General features: G+C 50.0%; 14 protein-coding genes. 9 read left to right on the top strand and 5 right to left on the bottom strand.

Annotated features, from left to right (window positions below):
• Window positions 1-37: 37 nt before the first annotated feature.
• The 7 genes from MRY86_RS05530 to MRY86_RS05500 all read left to right on the top strand — a co-directional run bounded on the left by MRY86_RS05530 (window position 38) and on the right by MRY86_RS05500 (window position 5,859).
• Window positions 38-238 (top strand): hypothetical protein, encoded by a 201-nt coding sequence (locus MRY86_RS05530; protein WP_293566552.1) that lies wholly within the window; start codon window positions 38-40, stop codon window positions 236-238.
• Entirely contained in the window at window positions 228-1,199 is a 972-nt protein-coding gene (locus MRY86_RS05525; RefSeq protein WP_293566551.1) for a cbb3-type cytochrome c oxidase N-terminal domain-containing protein, read from the top strand. The genes MRY86_RS05530 and MRY86_RS05525 overlap by 11 nt, the downstream gene beginning before the upstream one ends.
• Window positions 1,200-1,325: 126 nt before the next feature.
• Entirely contained in the window at window positions 1,326-2,882 is a 1,557-nt protein-coding gene (locus MRY86_RS05520) for a 4Fe-4S dicluster domain-containing protein (RefSeq protein WP_293566550.1), read from the top strand.
• Between the two features lie 124 nt (window positions 2,883-3,006).
• Window positions 3,007-3,447, top strand: coding sequence for a FixH family protein (locus tag MRY86_RS05515; protein ID WP_293566549.1), 441 nt, complete (start codon window positions 3,007-3,009; stop codon window positions 3,445-3,447).
• A gap of 1 nt (window position 3,448) precedes the next feature.
• Window positions 3,449-4,147, top strand: coding sequence for a sulfite exporter TauE/SafE family protein (locus MRY86_RS05510; protein WP_293566548.1), 699 nt, complete (start codon window positions 3,449-3,451; stop codon window positions 4,145-4,147).
• Between the two features lie 50 nt (window positions 4,148-4,197).
• Window positions 4,198-5,205: an NAD(P)/FAD-dependent oxidoreductase gene (locus MRY86_RS05505; RefSeq protein WP_293566547.1), complete on the top strand. Its 1,008-nt coding sequence runs from the start codon at window positions 4,198-4,200 to the stop codon at window positions 5,203-5,205.
• 366 nt (window positions 5,206-5,571) lie between these two features.
• Complete coding sequence (locus tag MRY86_RS05500) at window positions 5,572-5,859, top strand: hypothetical protein (protein ID WP_293566546.1); 288 nt, start codon at window positions 5,572-5,574, stop codon at window positions 5,857-5,859.
• On the opposite strand, the gene MRY86_RS05495 is transcribed toward MRY86_RS05500, so the two are convergent.
• From MRY86_RS05495 to recR, 5 genes are all read right to left on the bottom strand, one after another.
• Entirely contained in the window at window positions 5,851-7,281 is a 1,431-nt protein-coding gene (locus MRY86_RS05495; RefSeq protein WP_293566545.1) for a hypothetical protein, read from the bottom strand. The genes MRY86_RS05500 and MRY86_RS05495 overlap by 9 nt on opposite strands.
• 95 nt (window positions 7,282-7,376) lie before the next feature.
• Window positions 7,377-9,347 (bottom strand): glycosyltransferase, encoded by a 1,971-nt coding sequence (locus MRY86_RS05490; RefSeq protein WP_293566544.1) that lies wholly within the window; start codon window positions 9,345-9,347, stop codon window positions 7,377-7,379.
• The gene (locus MRY86_RS05485; RefSeq protein WP_293566543.1) at window positions 9,344-9,988 is read right to left on the bottom strand and encodes a hypothetical protein; all 645 of its coding nucleotides are present in this window, start codon (window positions 9,986-9,988) and stop codon (window positions 9,344-9,346) included. The genes MRY86_RS05490 and MRY86_RS05485 overlap by 4 nt, the downstream gene beginning before the upstream one ends.
• On the bottom strand, window positions 9,985-11,280 hold the full coding sequence (locus tag MRY86_RS05480; protein WP_293571046.1) for an AAA family ATPase: 1,296 nt from the start codon (window positions 11,278-11,280) through the stop codon (window positions 9,985-9,987). The genes MRY86_RS05485 and MRY86_RS05480 overlap by 4 nt, the downstream gene beginning before the upstream one ends.
• 6 nt (window positions 11,281-11,286) lie before the next feature.
• A complete protein-coding gene (gene recR, locus MRY86_RS05475) occupies window positions 11,287-11,892 on the bottom strand; it encodes a recombination mediator RecR (protein WP_293570082.1) in 606 nt (201 codons plus the stop codon).
• A gap of 93 nt (window positions 11,893-11,985) precedes the next feature.
• On the opposite strand from recR, the gene MRY86_RS05470 reads away from it, so the two are divergent.
• Window positions 11,986-12,666: a DsbA family protein gene (locus MRY86_RS05470; protein ID WP_293570080.1), complete on the top strand. Its 681-nt coding sequence runs from the start codon at window positions 11,986-11,988 to the stop codon at window positions 12,664-12,666.
• Window positions 12,667-12,769: 103 nt separating this feature from the next.
• A complete protein-coding gene (locus MRY86_RS05465; protein WP_293570079.1) occupies window positions 12,770-14,104 on the top strand; it encodes a pyruvate dehydrogenase complex dihydrolipoamide acetyltransferase in 1,335 nt (444 codons plus the stop codon).
• Window positions 14,105-14,278 lie beyond the last annotated feature (174 nt).

The raw sequence follows: 14,278 nt of genomic DNA, 5'->3' as shown, positions 1-14,278 counted from the left end.
TCAACGGCAGGCCTGCCCCCTTCAAATAAAAATCACCATGTTTAAATACATTCTCGAAGGTGCGGGCAACATCAACTGGATGGCGATCGCGTCCCTGTTGACCTTCATGGCCGTATTCCTTGTCAGTGCGATGATGGCTTTCCGCAGTAAGCCTGCATTCATTGATAAGATGGCGAATATGCCACTTGATGACTCCATCCCATCTTTTAACGCTGAAAATGATCGACATGAAAAATAAAACACTTAAGGCGCTGCCCCTGATGTTGCCGCTGCTCCTGCTTACTGTCGCAGCACAGGCACAGGAAGCTGCAGATGGAGGCGCGAACCCTTACTTCTACGACAACTTCCTGTTCTGGTCTCTAGCGGCTCTGGCCGGTACGGTGATTGTAGCAGCAATCGTTGCGCTTTTCCACCTCCTCAATGTGATGGTGAAGGTCAATCAAATCCGCATCTACCAGGAGATGGGGCTAGAAGCTTACGAAAAAGAAGTGCAGAAAGCCAAAGAACCTTTCTGGGACCGTATGTACAAGCGGTGGACCGATGCCGTACCTGTGGAGAAAGAACAGGACGTTATGCTCGACCACGATTACGATGGTATCAAGGAGCTGGACAACAGCCTGCCACCATGGTGGGTCGCTATGTTCTACATTACTATCGCTTTTGCGGTGGTCTACATGACTTACTACCACTTCACTGATGCCGGTCCCGGCTCAGCTGAAGAGTACGAGATGGAAATGGAGCGGGCCGAGAAGGCGGTTCAGGCTTTCCGTGCCACTCAGGCTAACCTGGTTGATGAAACCAACGTGACGATGTTGACTGATGCGGCAGGGCTTGAAACGGGCCAGAATATTTTCAATGCCAACTGTGCTGCCTGCCACGGCATGCTGGGCGAAGGCGGTGTTGGGCCGAATATGACCGACAACTACTGGATCCACGGTGGCGACATCAAGGACATCTTTAAGACCATCAAGTATGGTGTGCCTGAAAAGGGTATGATTTCCTGGAAGTCTCAGCTAAGCGCCGCCGATATGCATAAGGTATCCAGCTACATACTGACGCTCGTTGGCACCAACCCACCCAACGCCAAAGAACCACAAGGCGACCTGTACGAGCCTCAGGCTGATGCAGTGGAACAACCTGCTGCAGATTCCACCAGCACTGCTGCTGAGCCGGAAGATGCCTTGGGCATGAACAAATAGATTATTAAAAGGAGCTCCGCTAAAGCGGGGCTCCTTCCCCAACTGCAATCCTCCAAAGCCGGAGTCACCCTCACGTAACCCAATAAACACCACCCAGCGCTTAACACACTTTAATCATACTACGTTATGAATGCAACCGATCCGATCATAGACACTGAAGACTATCGCGACAAAATCGCGACGGTGGATGATTCGGGCAAGCGCGTCTGGATTTATCCGAAAAAGCCTAAGGGCCGCTTTACCAATGCGCGCACTTACCTAAGCTGGGTATTGCTCGCTTTCCTGTTTGGGATGCCATTTATCAAAGTAAATGGTGACCCGCTATTGCTTTTTAACATTCTAGAGCGGAAGTTCATCCTTTTTGGCATTCAGTTTATGCCGCAGGACTTCCACCTGTTTGTACTCGCCATGTTGACGCTTATCGTCTTCATTGTGCTCTTTACCGTTGTCTGGGGAAGGCTCTTCTGCGGATGGGTTTGCCCACAGACCATCTTTATGGAAATGGTTTTCCGTAAGATCGAATACGCCATAGAAGGCGACGCCAATGCTCAAAAAAGGCTTAACAACGCACCCTGGACGACCCAGAAAATCATTAAGAAAATTGGTAAGCAGGCGATATTCTTTGCCATCTCCGTCCTTGTTGCCAACACCTTCCTGGCTTACATCATAGGTGTCGATGAAGTGATTCAGATTGCCACCGAGCCGGTTTCACAGAACCTCTCGGGCTTTATTGCTATGATCCTGTTTTCCGGTGCTTTTTACTTTGTTTTCTCCTACCTGCGCGAACAGGTATGCGTAACGATTTGCCCCTACGGCCGCCTTCAGGGCGTTATGCTGGATCAAAACTCCATCGTTGTTGCCTATGACTTCGTGCGTGGTGAGCCCAGAGGGAAAATGAAAAGAGGCAGAAAGAAAAACCCGACTCCTACTTCCGGTAATGCTGGCGCATCCAACCCTATTGCGCAAATGCAAACGGATATTGCCACCGCAGAAGTGGCTACAGCGCCTGCAGGGAGAGACTATTCGACGCCTCCTGGTGCCAATCCGGCAGAAACTATGAAGAAAGCACTGGGCGACTGCATTGACTGCGGGCTTTGCGTCAAGGTATGCCCTACTGGTATTGATATCCGCGATGGAACGCAGCTCGAATGCGTGAACTGTACCGCTTGTATTGATGCCTGTGACGAAGTCATGGACAAGATCGACCGGCCCCGCGGGCTCATCCGCTACGACAGCTATAACGGTATTGAATCCGGCAGGAAGAAGCTCTTCACTACACGGGTCATTGCTTATACTGCTGTACTGGCCTTGCTGGTGGTGGTGAATATCGTACTCCTGATGTCCCGCACCGACGTAGAGACCTTGCTGCTGCGTACACCGGGCACACTTTACCAGAAAGTGGATGAGACTTACATAAGCAACCTCTACAACTATCAGGTCATCAACAAGACCGCAGAGGAAGTGCCTGTGGAGTTCAAGCTTATTGGTGACATCCCCGGCCGGATAAGGCTCGTGGGCAAACCACCGGTAGCCGCAGCCGGCAAAGTGGCCGAAGGTGCGCTGTTTATCGACTTGGACAAAGCAGCACTGGAATCCAGAAAAACGAAAGTCATCCTCGAGGTCTACTCTAATGGGGAGCTCGTGGATAAGGTCAAGACCAACTTCCTTGGCCCGGTTAAATAAAATTTGAGTTTTGGTTAATGCAGAGGGTGGGGCCTCCGGGCTCCCCCTTTTTTCCAAAACCACAAGATATTTTTTGACACAAGAACCCGGTCAGAATGCTGAACGGGCAAAACATTTGAAAATTATGAAATTCAATTGGGGAACTGGCATCGCCATCTTTTTCAGCGTGTTTGTCCTCTCACTGGTCTATCAGGTCTACCGGTCTACACAGTACGACCACAGCCTGGTTTCAGACCAGTACTACGCTGATGACCTCCGCTATCAGGAGCACTACAATAAGCTGGTCAATGCCCAACAACTTGAAGAGGACTTGCAGATTCAGCCATTAGCCGATAAGGCAACCCTGGAGCTGCACTTTCCAAAGCAAGTCTCTGCCTTGAGTGGGGAGATTTACTTCTTCTGCCCCTCCGATCAGTCCAGTGACTTCCGCCTGCCGGTAGAGCCGATGGGTGATGGCATACAGCGCATTCCTACAGAGGAGCTGCGCCGGGGCCTGTGGAAGATCAAGGTCGACTGGATTGGTGATGGCAAGGCTTACTATAAGGAACAAGATATCCGGTTGTAATATGGCGATCTGGACGGCATTTACTATAGGCCTGCTCGGCAGCCTGCACTGCGTTGGCATGTGTGGCCCGATTGCCCTATCCCTGCCCTATCAGGGCAAACGGCGTTGGGCAACAGCTGGCAATGTCTTACTGTACAATATTGGCCGGGTCCTGACCTATACGCTCCTCGGCTCAGTTATTGGCCTGGTGGGTAAAGGCTTCTTTCTGGCGGGGGCGCAGTCCTATATTTCCATTGGGCTGGGCGTATTCCTGCTTTTTGTTGCGCTGTTTTCCATTGATGTGGAAAGCCGGATCCTGCAAATTCCATTCATGCAGCGCCTCAACGGCTGGGTCAAAACCCAGCTGGGCAGGCTACTGCGCGGTGGTGGCAGAGAGCGCTTATTCCTCATCGGCAGCCTTAATGGCCTGCTGCCCTGCGGCCTGGTGTATGTGGCCATCGTCGGCGCAGTAAGTACAGGAGCTATTTGGAACAGTGCGCTATACATGGCAGCCTTTGGATTGGGCACTATCCCACTGATGTTGGCGACTGCGCTTGCCGGACAGTTTATCAAACTGGAGTGGCGGGTACGCTTGCGCAAATTGCTCCCGGCCTTTCTGGTCGGATTTGCCATCCTGTTCATCATGCGTGGACTGAATTTTGATGTCCCGATTGAATTCCGCTTCTGGGAAGACATGCAGAACGCACCAATGTGCCATTAAATAAGCACCTTCGTGAAATATCCCAGGCGCAATAAAAGAATCATCTAATCATGGTCAAGACAGATATCATCATTATTGGAGCAGGGCCGGTAGGCCTGTTTACTGTTTTTGAAGCCGGGCTGCTGAAACTGCGCTGCCATATTGTGGATGCTCTTCCACAACCCGGTGGGCAGCTGGCGGAAATCTACCCCAAGAAGCCCATCTACGACATCCCCGGCTACCCCACCGTAGGGGCCAAGGAACTGGTCGACAACCTCATGGAACAAATCGAACCGTTCAAGCCGGGTTTCACACTTGGTGAACGGGCCGAAAAACTGGACAAGCAAGAGGATGGCAGCTTTACCATCACTACAAGCGAGGGCACTCAAATTAATGCCCCTGTCGTTGCTATCGCTGCAGGCCTTGGCAGCTTTGAGCCCCGAAAGCCACCAATCGAAAATATTGAGACGTTCGAGCACAAAGGCGTGGAATATATGGTGAAGGAGCCTGAGCACTTCCGCGATAAGCGGGTAGTGATCTCCGGTGGTGGAGATAGTGCGCTCGACTGGGCGATCCACCTTTCTGATATGGTTAAAGAACTAACGCTGGTTCACCGTCGGAAAGGGTTCCGGGGCGCGCCCGACAGCGTAGAGAAAGTTGAAATGCTAGCCGCAGAGGGCAAAATCAACCTGGTTACAGAAGCACAGGTCATTGGGCTGGAAGGCAACGGCAAGCTGAAAGAAGTGGTCATTCACCACAAAACGGAAGGCGATTATACCAAAGAGACAGACTTTTTCGTGCCGCTTTTTGGGCTTACCCCCAAAATGGGCCCTTTGCAGGACTGGGGCCTCGATATTGACCCAAAGGATGGTATCAAAGTCGACACCTTTGACTACAGCACCAACATCCCTGGCGTATTTGCCATTGGCGACATCAATACCTACCCGGGAAAACTAAAGCTCATCCTGTGCGGCTTCCACGAAGCTACCCTAATGTGCCAGTCTGCCTTCAAAATTGTACACCCGGAACAAAAAGTAAGTTTTAAATACACTACCGTTAACGGCGTTAACGGATTTTAAGAGTCTTGTGTCAATTCACTTTTGCGCCCCCATTGCCTCCGCCCGGAGTCAGGGGGCGCTACTTTTTTGCTCCGGCGCGAACGTTCTGGGGCGCTGAGCTCAAGAACCGAAAGTTAGGATATGTTGTTTCTATTTTGTATATTTGGAACTAGTGATTTCAAATATTGTTTTGAAATTGATTCACAATCCAAAATTTGTTCGCCATGACGCCTATCAACCCAGCGGTCTTTTTTTGGTAATCAGCTTACTTTGCTTACTGCAAAGTCCTCCGCCTAACCAGCACTAAAATAGCTGATAACCTATCAAAACACCCAACGGCAGCCTTAAAGAAGCCTGCCGCATCTACTAACCAAATTATTTACAGGTATGACAAAGAGGTCGATCCAACGCCGACTACTGAAAGCACGAATTTCACTCAACCATACCATTCAAAAAATTCTTGACATCAACCGGAACCGCAAAAAACTGGAGTATTCCAGGCAGGCGGAAGACCGGGAACGGAATCTTAACGAAGAACTGCGCGTACTCAACAAGATGGCCGAATATCAAGACCGGCTCATCAAGCATTACGAACGAACACTCACCTTGAAAAAGGTACGGCAAAGTACTGTAGAACGAACAACATCGCATCACCAACAGCCCACCCTACCCTAGGCTGATTGGCATTTTCCCTTGTATCCGGTTAACGATGCCGGGAACAAACGGACGTATTTGCTCCAGCAAATCGCTGAGCTGATATTGCTTGTCTTCTATCCTGTCAAGACTGTTGATAGAGGTCTGTATCAGTTCAGCGAGCTCGTCCTTCTCCATTAGCATTTCCTTGTATTGGGCCACTGCATTATACCAAAGTATAGTGGGCAGGTAGTTCGCATTGCGTTGATACTGACGTTCTTTGTCGAGCAGATGGTATTTGCGCACGACCTTTAGCACCTTAGGGTAGCGTTCTTGCCGGAGCATAGCCTCCAGATAAGAAGAAAAGAAAATATGCCAGCGATGCTCGAAAACTTCCTTTTTGTAAGCCTGCAAAAACGACTCGGCATAGTTTTCCGCATTGCGGTATTGTTGGTTGTAATTCAGGCACTTGAGGTAAAAGGCTACAAAACCGATCCGGTTATGGAAACTCGGCGAGTGTTTCATCTCAGGGTAAGCCGTACGCATGAGTTGCAGCGCCTCCGGGTACTTCTTTTGCCGAAGCAGCACCGCACTCAGATTGTTGACGTAGTGGATGTAGTCACTGTTCTTATCCCGCACTGACAGATAGCCATAATACTCTGCCTTATCGTAGTCCTGAAATTTGGTGTGCAGCAGCACCCGGTTGCCATAGTAGTTGAGTAGAAGGCGCCGGGAATAATACTGTCCTTTGCGGAATAAGCTGTCGATGTAGTCATACTTCTCCTTCAGCTTGTCAAACTGCCGGTAGTTAAAGTAGATAAAGGTTAGGCGTACGAGCGCCAGGTAACGGTTTAGCCCGTCGAGGTGCTCATCATAGAAGACCTCCGTAAGCCAGCCCTCCCACTGCATCGACTGTGCAGAATTTTCAGAGTACTGCCCCACGATATCCGTGGTCGCTTCATGCATCCGCTCAAAGACCTCTTTGCAGGTGTCATAACGCTCCCGGTACTTGCGCAAAAAGTCATCTGCGACCCGGTGGTGCGCATAGCGCATCCGGATCAGGAGGTACTGCCGGTACAGCTGCACCAGCTCGTAGAATTTGGTGAAGTAAAAGTCCAGCTGCTCGTAGTCCCGGATCGCCTTAACCAGCTGTTTCTCCTCTCCGGGCTCAATGGCATCCGTCATGATCTGCCGCTCCATTTGGCTCATCCAGTCAAATCGCATATCCACATCAATGGACTCCAGGCGCTCATTGACCCAGTTTTTCAAATTGGAGTACTTGCGCTTGTCAATGGACTTGTCATAGGGCGTGAATTGGCGGATATTGGTGCAGTTGTAGTTCAGCCGTTCCAGTATACCCAGCTTGATCTCGTCCTCAAACTGCTGTGTTTCGAGCAGGTAGGCCGTTTCATGTGGCAAAAGGCTGTCTGCAAACTCTGTAAACTTCTGTAGCTTCTTTCTCATGTCCTATTCGCTTATTCCTACAACCAAGGTAAGGTTTTCCAGGCAAATACAAAAACATCTAGATATTTATATGTGAATTACAGAACGAAATACGGTCAAGATTTAGTATCCCGGCCCAAATTGCGCCAGGCACTCCAGCAAATCTCCGTGTCTTTATTAGTATTATAGTCTTTGGCATAGAAAAAATTGAGCCGCTGCCGGGTCGCCTGATCCACCTCATGGATACGCAACCCATCGAGTGGGGATAGGACGCCTTTCCGGATAGCAGGCAAACTGACATCTTCCTTATCCGTGGCCGCATAGCCTACCCAGCTGTACCGTCCGATGAGTACCCACAGGCTGTTCCGCAACAAGCCCAGGGGCCGGCGCACAAGAATCGCTTGCAATGGAAGCGTCAACAGCAGGAACAACGCGAAGCTGATGTCGAAAAGCCGTTTATTACGCTGGCTCATGGACTGCACAATATTATAGCGGATATCAATCGTGTACAGTTCGCCGGCAGTATTTTTGGAGCTGCTACCGATGATGCTCATACTTTCCCGGGGCACAATCTTGTAGTTGACAGCGGGCCCAAGGCGGGACATCCACTGCATGACCGCCTGTGTAGGCACATCCCGGGAACAGAAAATCACTTCCCGTATATTGTAGATGTGCACCACCTCCTCCAGTTGTTCGAGACGGCTGAGGTAGATGGTTTGGTCATGCGGCTCGTTAGCAGGCGCTACGGTGCCCACCACCGGACGGTGGACTTCAGCCTTATGCAGTAACTGCTGCACCCGTTCGCTTTCCTCAATTGTCCCTACAATCACAATAGGCATCTCCCCTTCTTCTCCAATCCTCAGGTGACGAAAAGCTGCAAAGTGCATCAACATGCGAACAACAAGAGTCCCCGTGAGCGCCCAAAGTGCGCCCAGCAAAATGAGTGCCCGGGAGTTGCGGTACTCTTGCTCCAGCAGTCCGTAAACGGCAAGCAGCACCAGTGTGCCCAACATTACGCCTCTGACCAGCCGGCGGAGGCGGTAGCGCTCATCGTACCCTCCGTTGAAAAAGATGGAAAGCAGCCAGATACCAACATAAAGCGGGAAATTGACATATAATATAGAAGAGCTGTAGTAATCCGGGTCCTGAAAATGATATGCCCCCCAGAAATCTTTCAGAAAAAATAATCCGGTGTAAATCACCAGTCCGTCAAGTAGTGGCAGGTACGCCCGGCTCAGGAAATTTGAAACTACAGTCAGACCGGCACGCAAGTAGATTGCAATCTGCAGCATCAACACAAACATGGCAGCCTTATTGCCTGTGAAGTGTTTACGGGCAAAAATGATCATGGCATTATAAAAAGCACGAACGTAGTTTAGGCTGCCCTTTTTGGTACTCTCGCCTTTGTAATGAATAATCGAGGTCTCGGGCAGGTAATAATTCTTGTATCCTCCCTGAATGATGCGGTAAGACAAGTCAATGTCCTCGCCGTACATAAAAAACGCCTCGTCCAGCAGCCCCACTTCATCTAGCACGGAGCGCCGCATAAACATGAATGCACCAGCCAGGACCTCCACTTCATTTGTCTCCATTTCATCCAGATAGCCCAGGTGGTAGCGGTTGAAAAGGCGGGATTTGGGGAAAAGCCTGGACAATCCCACCGTTTTGCAAAAAGCCACCCATGGAGACGGGAAGCCCCGCTTTGACTCCGGCAGGAAAGCACCGCTGCCGTCAATCATGCGGACGCCCAGCCCCCCAGCCTCCGGATGGGCATCCATAAAAGCAATGCACTTTTCAAAGGTATCTTCTTCGACTACGGTATCTGGGTTGAGCAGGAGGACGTACTCCCCCTTGCTTTGCCGGACCGCCTGATTGTTGGCAATGGAGAAGCCCGGATTATCCTGATTCTGGATGAGGTGTACTTGAGGGAATTTCTCCTGCACCATGCGCACAGAGTCGTCCACGGAGTTGTTGTCGACCACCCAGGTTTCCACTTCCAGCCCGCGGGAGGCCCGGCCCACGGAGAGGAGGGCCTGCTCAAGGAAGTACTTGACGTTGTAGTTGACGATGATGACGGAGAGCTTCATAACTGATGTAGCTTCTTTCGGAGGATATAAATCGCAGCCTGACAGTAAACTTCGTATTTTCCTTCTGAGCCCGTTTGTTCCAGTTTCTTTATCTGTTGCTGAATGGCTCCCTTTGAGTAATTCTTGAGTGTAATTTTTGCGGCCTGTATTGCAGCAGCCCTTCCGCTCTTCAGGCTTCTTATATTCAAGTTCAATGTCTGATTCAAATCTGTTTCCACCCGTTCATCTCCTGAAAAGACGGTTCCGTTAGCAGTATATTTAACCAGATCTTCACACTGCGGCCTCCTCGGATCAATGGTCAGAATAGTATTTTTACGGCTTTTATCACAATGCATCAGATGTGCAGGCCCTCCTTCTCCTCCTGTGCAAACCCCGAGCATGTTAAAATAATTTAACCTCAGCTTCTCTCCATCTTCCCCACTTTGAGCAGCGTAGTGCTCAATATTCATTTTTGGACGGCCCATCATATCCAGATCGTTACTGATTCGGCTCATGCAATAGGCACAAATATGTCCCTGCTCCTTTAGAAGGGCACGCCTGATATCTGCCTTATTGCAATCATCATAAGTCGAGCCCGGGGTGGAGCGTACCTCTTTTAATGATTGAGGTTCATTTCCCGCCGCTTTGAGGATGTACTTCATGCTTCGTTCATGAATTCGTAATGAAGCGTTGCTCTTTGAATCTCCGGATCATCGGCTCCATATTTTTGGCTCATTTCCTGCAACAGGCCTTTAGCTTCTTCTCTTTTCTGAGGGTTGTCCAGTATACGATATAGCTTTTCAAACTCCAGTTTTGCGGCTTCCGGACGCTCCGGTACATTGAAGACATCCTGAAGAAGGGTATTGGAATCACGCCCCAGCGTATGAGGGACCTCCCTGATGACCTTGAAATTTTCCAATAGGAACACCTGACTCCTGGCTATTTCACTAACGACCTGTGGCGAATGAGTCGTCAGAATAAATTGTATGCCAGGGAAAGTTTTCTCTAAAGCAGGTACGATCCTCCGCTGCCAGGCGGGGTGTAGGTGAAGCTCGATCTCGTCGATCAGAACAACACCTTCTCCTTCCAATGGCTTAGTAAGCCCAGGGTTGGCAATAACTAGGCGGTGAGCGATATCGGCTACCATGCCCAGGCTCAATTGCTCTCCATCAGAGAGTTGTGAAAGGTTGAGGTCTTGTCCGTCTTTGGTAACCACCAGAGAACTTGGCACTGAGGTAAATTGGTTAATTTCACGCTCTTCAACCCTAAGGTTTGTATATTGTCTCTCCCCAAGTGCAGCGAAGAAGGTTTCCCAGGCACTTCTTACAGCATCCAATCCAGGATTACGATAGTCAAAATCCTTCAACCTGATTTTTTCCCGGTTTTCCTTGTTTTCTTCTTCTACGAACCACTTTATAAAATGATCAAACTGTAATGTGTTGCCCCACGCACCTTCGTAGGCTTTGAGTTGGGGGATTAGGTAGCGTTTTGGCCCTTCTTCGGGCACTTGACTATCATACCGCAGCGACCTCAACGCCGTATAAAAAGCAAAAACAGGAATTGACTTCTCATTAATCAGGTAAGCCTTTCCAGACTCTTCCACGCCCCAATTATCAATTTCTGAAGATATATTGCCTTGACTTTTGCCCGATGAAATGTCATATTTAAGCTTCAATTGCCCAGGTTTTTCACTAGCTAACGACACTTCTATCTGAACATGACAAACAGTCGCTCCAAGACTTACATCCATCTTTGATAAGCCATGACCTTGTGTGGCTGTATCTGAAAACTGATAGTTACAAACCAACCGATTCAAATTATTCAACACCTCCAACACACTCGTTTTACCCGCCCCGTTCCATCCAATAAAAACAGCAGCACCGCTTTCGGGAAAATCAATCGACAAATCCGAAAACCCGCGGTAGTTTTTTAGTTCAAGTCTTTGAATACGCATAAATTACTATTTATGATAAGGCTGCCGCGCCACAATCGAACGCCCCAGGGTCAGTTCATCCGCATATTCCAGCTCGCCGCCGAAGGAAACGCCACGGGCGATGGTGCTCACCTGTACTTCCCTGCCTTCCAGCTTTTTGGAAATATAAAAGGTCGTCGTATCGCCTTCAATAGTGGGGCTGATGGCCATAATCAACTCCCTGACCTCATCTTTTTCAATGCGCTCCAGCAACGGATCAATGGTCAGGTCCTCCGGGCCCACCCCCTCAATTGGGGAAATGACGCCGCCCAAAACATGGTATAGCCCCCGGTACTGCCCGGTATCCTCAATGGCCATGACGTCGCGAATGCTTTCCACCACACAGATAGTGCCTTCTTCCCGGCGTTTATCCGCGCAGATGTTGCAGAGCCGGTCATCTGATAGGTTGTAGCAGCGCTCGCATTGCCGGATATTTTTCCGCATCTTGACGATCGCTTCCGCAAATTGCTCCGCAACTTCCTCGGGCTGCTGTGTAAGGTGGAGGACAAGGCGCAGAGCTGTCTTCTTGCCAATACCAGGCAGGGTAGCAAAGGCATTGACCGCTGATTCGATATGTTTGGACGAAAAATTCATAGTTTCAAAATTAGCAATTACCGGGGGAAAACGCGATGCCGGGCAAACAATTCCCACCTTCATACCTTGTCTTGAGTAACAAACTTAGTGAACATGACCCGGTCATTTGACGAATTCGGGCAGAATAAGCCTGCTTTTTTCTACTTCTACGATGCCCTCTGCGGCTGGTGCTACGGCTTCAGCCCAGTCATCCATCAGTTGTACCAACAGTTTGAGTCCAAAATGGATTTCGAGGTCATCTCCGGCGGCATGATTACCGGCGACCGCGTTGGGCGGATTGGAGAAGTAGCCGGTTACATTAGTGAAGCCTACCGGACAGTAGAGGAGCGCACCGGCGTTACTTTTGGGCCTGACTTCCTGAAGGGCACGCTTGCAGACGGCAAAGCAGTCTTCACATCGGTGCCGGCAGCTGTAGCCATGGCGATCGCTAAGGAGCAGGCACCAGACAGGCAGGTGGAATTTGCTCGCCTTTTGCAGCAAGCGGTTTACTTCGATGGAATACCGCCGGCTGAAGCCCAGGGTTACGCGCCTTGTGCGGAGCAAATCGGGATGGACGGCCCGTCATTCACTACAATGATGAAAGACTTGGCTTACCGGCAAAAAGCAGAAGAGGAATTCCAGATCACCGCACAAATCGGCGTTCGGGGTTTCCCCACCTGCTTTATGAAAACCGGCGATCAGTTTCACCTGATTGCTACAGGTTTCCGCCCCTTGCCCGAAATGCTGGCTGCTGTCCAAACAGTATTGAACCAACCCTCCGTGAACCCTAACTAAGCGGGTGGGTTTTAATTATTGAGCAATAATCATTTTCTTTGCACTTAGTGTATAGATTACACCAGGTATTAACAAAAGATCAACTACCAAAATACACAATCGTATGGCAGAAGTCATCAGAATGCCCCGAATGAGCGACACAATGGAAGAGGGCAATATTGTGAGCTGGCTCAAGGAAGAAGGTGAAGAAGTGGAAGCTGGCGAAACGCTGGCGGAAGTGGAAACCGATAAGGCTACCATGGAGCTGGACAGTTACTTTGATGGAGTGCTCCTCCACATCGCAGTAAAGGAAGGCCCTGTGCCCATCAACGATGTCATTGCCGTGATCGGAGAGGAAGGCGAAGACTGGAAAGCTGCTATCGAAGGCGCCTCTTCTGACAACGGTGGCGCTGATGACAGTAGCGACGATTCCGGGGATGAGGAAGCTCCGGCACCAAAGGAAGAAGAGACTTCCGGCAGCCCCGCAGCCTCTGCATCTTCAGATAACAGCGGATCAGATAGCGATAAACGCATTAAGGCTTCTCCATTGGCCCGCAGTATGGCTAAGGAAGCAAATATCGACCTCGCTCAGGTGAATGGCTCCGGAGATGGCGGCCGTATTGTCAAAAAAGATATTGAGGAGGCGATCGAGCAACAACAGTCTGCTCCTGCCCCACAGCCTGCACCGTCAGCCCCCGAGGCTCCTGCAGCACAGCCTGCTCCACAGCAGGAAGCTCCTGCAGCTAAAGTTCCTGAGTTTTCTATTTCTGCCAGCGGTGACAACTACGAGGATCAGCCCATCAGCCAAATGCGTAAGACCATTGCGCGCCGCCTTGGTGAAAGCAAATTCTCTGCTCCGCATTTCTACCTGACCGTGGAAATCAATATGGATAATGCCATCAAGGTGCGCAAACGCCTTAATGAAGTGGCACCGACTAAGATTTCCTTCAATGACCTGGTGCTGAAGGCTTGTGCTGTAGCACTGCGTCAGCATCCTGCGATCAACTCTTCCTGGCTGGGCGATAAGATCCGTAAGAACAAGGATGTGAATGTTGGCGTAGCTGTAGCTGTAGACGAAGGGCTGCTTGTACCGGTCATCCGCTTTGCAGACATGAAGTCACTGTCGCAAATCAATACCGAAGTCAAAACCCTCGCTGGCAAAGCTAAAAACCGCAAACTGTCTACTGAAGAGATGCAAGGCAATACCTTTACCATCTCCAACCTGGGCATGTTCGGCATTGAAGAATTCACGGCCATCATTAACCCACCAGACAGCTGTATCCTTGCGGTTGGCGGCATTATTCAGAAGCCCATTGTGAAGGACGGAGAACTGGCTGTCGGCAACATGATGAAAGTAACGCTGTCCTGCGACCACCGCGTAGTGGACGGAGCGACTGGCGCCGCTTTCCTCAATACCGTTAAAGATATTCTGGAAGATCCTATTCGGATTTTGGTGTAAAACCAACCAGTTAAAAATAGACTTGATAAGGGTTCTGGCGAAAGCCGGACCCTTTTTTATTTTAGAACCCAACCCATCCTTTTTTTGTATTTTTGAGTATGAGGTATCTGGACCCAAAGAATGACCTGACCTTTAAGAAGGTCTTTGGAGAGCACCCGCACCTGTTGCGCAGCT

The sequence above is a fragment of the Phaeodactylibacter sp. genome (genome assembly GCF_022763345.1).
GTDB lineage: Bacteria > Bacteroidota > Bacteroidia > Chitinophagales > Saprospiraceae > Phaeodactylibacter.
The sequence above is the reverse complement of the archived record's forward strand: the minus strand, read 5'-3'. Positions and strand labels throughout refer to the sequence as shown.

Coding starts and splice junctions, on each gene's coding strand:
- MRY86_RS05530 (WP_293566552.1), top strand. CDS start 38: ATGTTTAAATACATTCTCGAAGGTGCGGGCAACATCAACTGGATGGCG.
- MRY86_RS05525 (WP_293566551.1), top strand. CDS start 228: ATGAAAAATAAAACACTTAAGGCGCTGCCCCTGATGTTGCCGCTGCTC.
- MRY86_RS05520 (WP_293566550.1), top strand. CDS start 1,326: ATGAATGCAACCGATCCGATCATAGACACTGAAGACTATCGCGACAAA.
- MRY86_RS05515 (WP_293566549.1), top strand. CDS start 3,007: ATGAAATTCAATTGGGGAACTGGCATCGCCATCTTTTTCAGCGTGTTT.
- MRY86_RS05510 (WP_293566548.1), top strand. CDS start 3,449: ATGGCGATCTGGACGGCATTTACTATAGGCCTGCTCGGCAGCCTGCAC.
- MRY86_RS05505 (WP_293566547.1), top strand. CDS start 4,198: ATGGTCAAGACAGATATCATCATTATTGGAGCAGGGCCGGTAGGCCTG.
- MRY86_RS05500 (WP_293566546.1), top strand. CDS start 5,572: ATGACAAAGAGGTCGATCCAACGCCGACTACTGAAAGCACGAATTTCA.
- MRY86_RS05495 (WP_293566545.1), bottom strand. CDS start 7,281: ATGAGAAAGAAGCTACAGAAGTTTACAGAGTTTGCAGACAGCCTTTTG.
- MRY86_RS05490 (WP_293566544.1), bottom strand. CDS start 9,347: ATGAAGCTCTCCGTCATCATCGTCAACTACAACGTCAAGTACTTCCTT.
- MRY86_RS05485 (WP_293566543.1), bottom strand. CDS start 9,988: ATGAAGTACATCCTCAAAGCGGCGGGAAATGAACCTCAATCATTAAAA.
- MRY86_RS05480 (WP_293571046.1), bottom strand. CDS start 11,280: ATGCGTATTCAAAGACTTGAACTAAAAAACTACCGCGGGTTTTCGGAT.
- recR (WP_293570082.1), bottom strand. CDS start 11,892: ATGAATTTTTCGTCCAAACATATCGAATCAGCGGTCAATGCCTTTGCT.
- MRY86_RS05470 (WP_293570080.1), top strand. CDS start 11,986: ATGACCCGGTCATTTGACGAATTCGGGCAGAATAAGCCTGCTTTTTTC.
- MRY86_RS05465 (WP_293570079.1), top strand. CDS start 12,770: ATGGCAGAAGTCATCAGAATGCCCCGAATGAGCGACACAATGGAAGAG.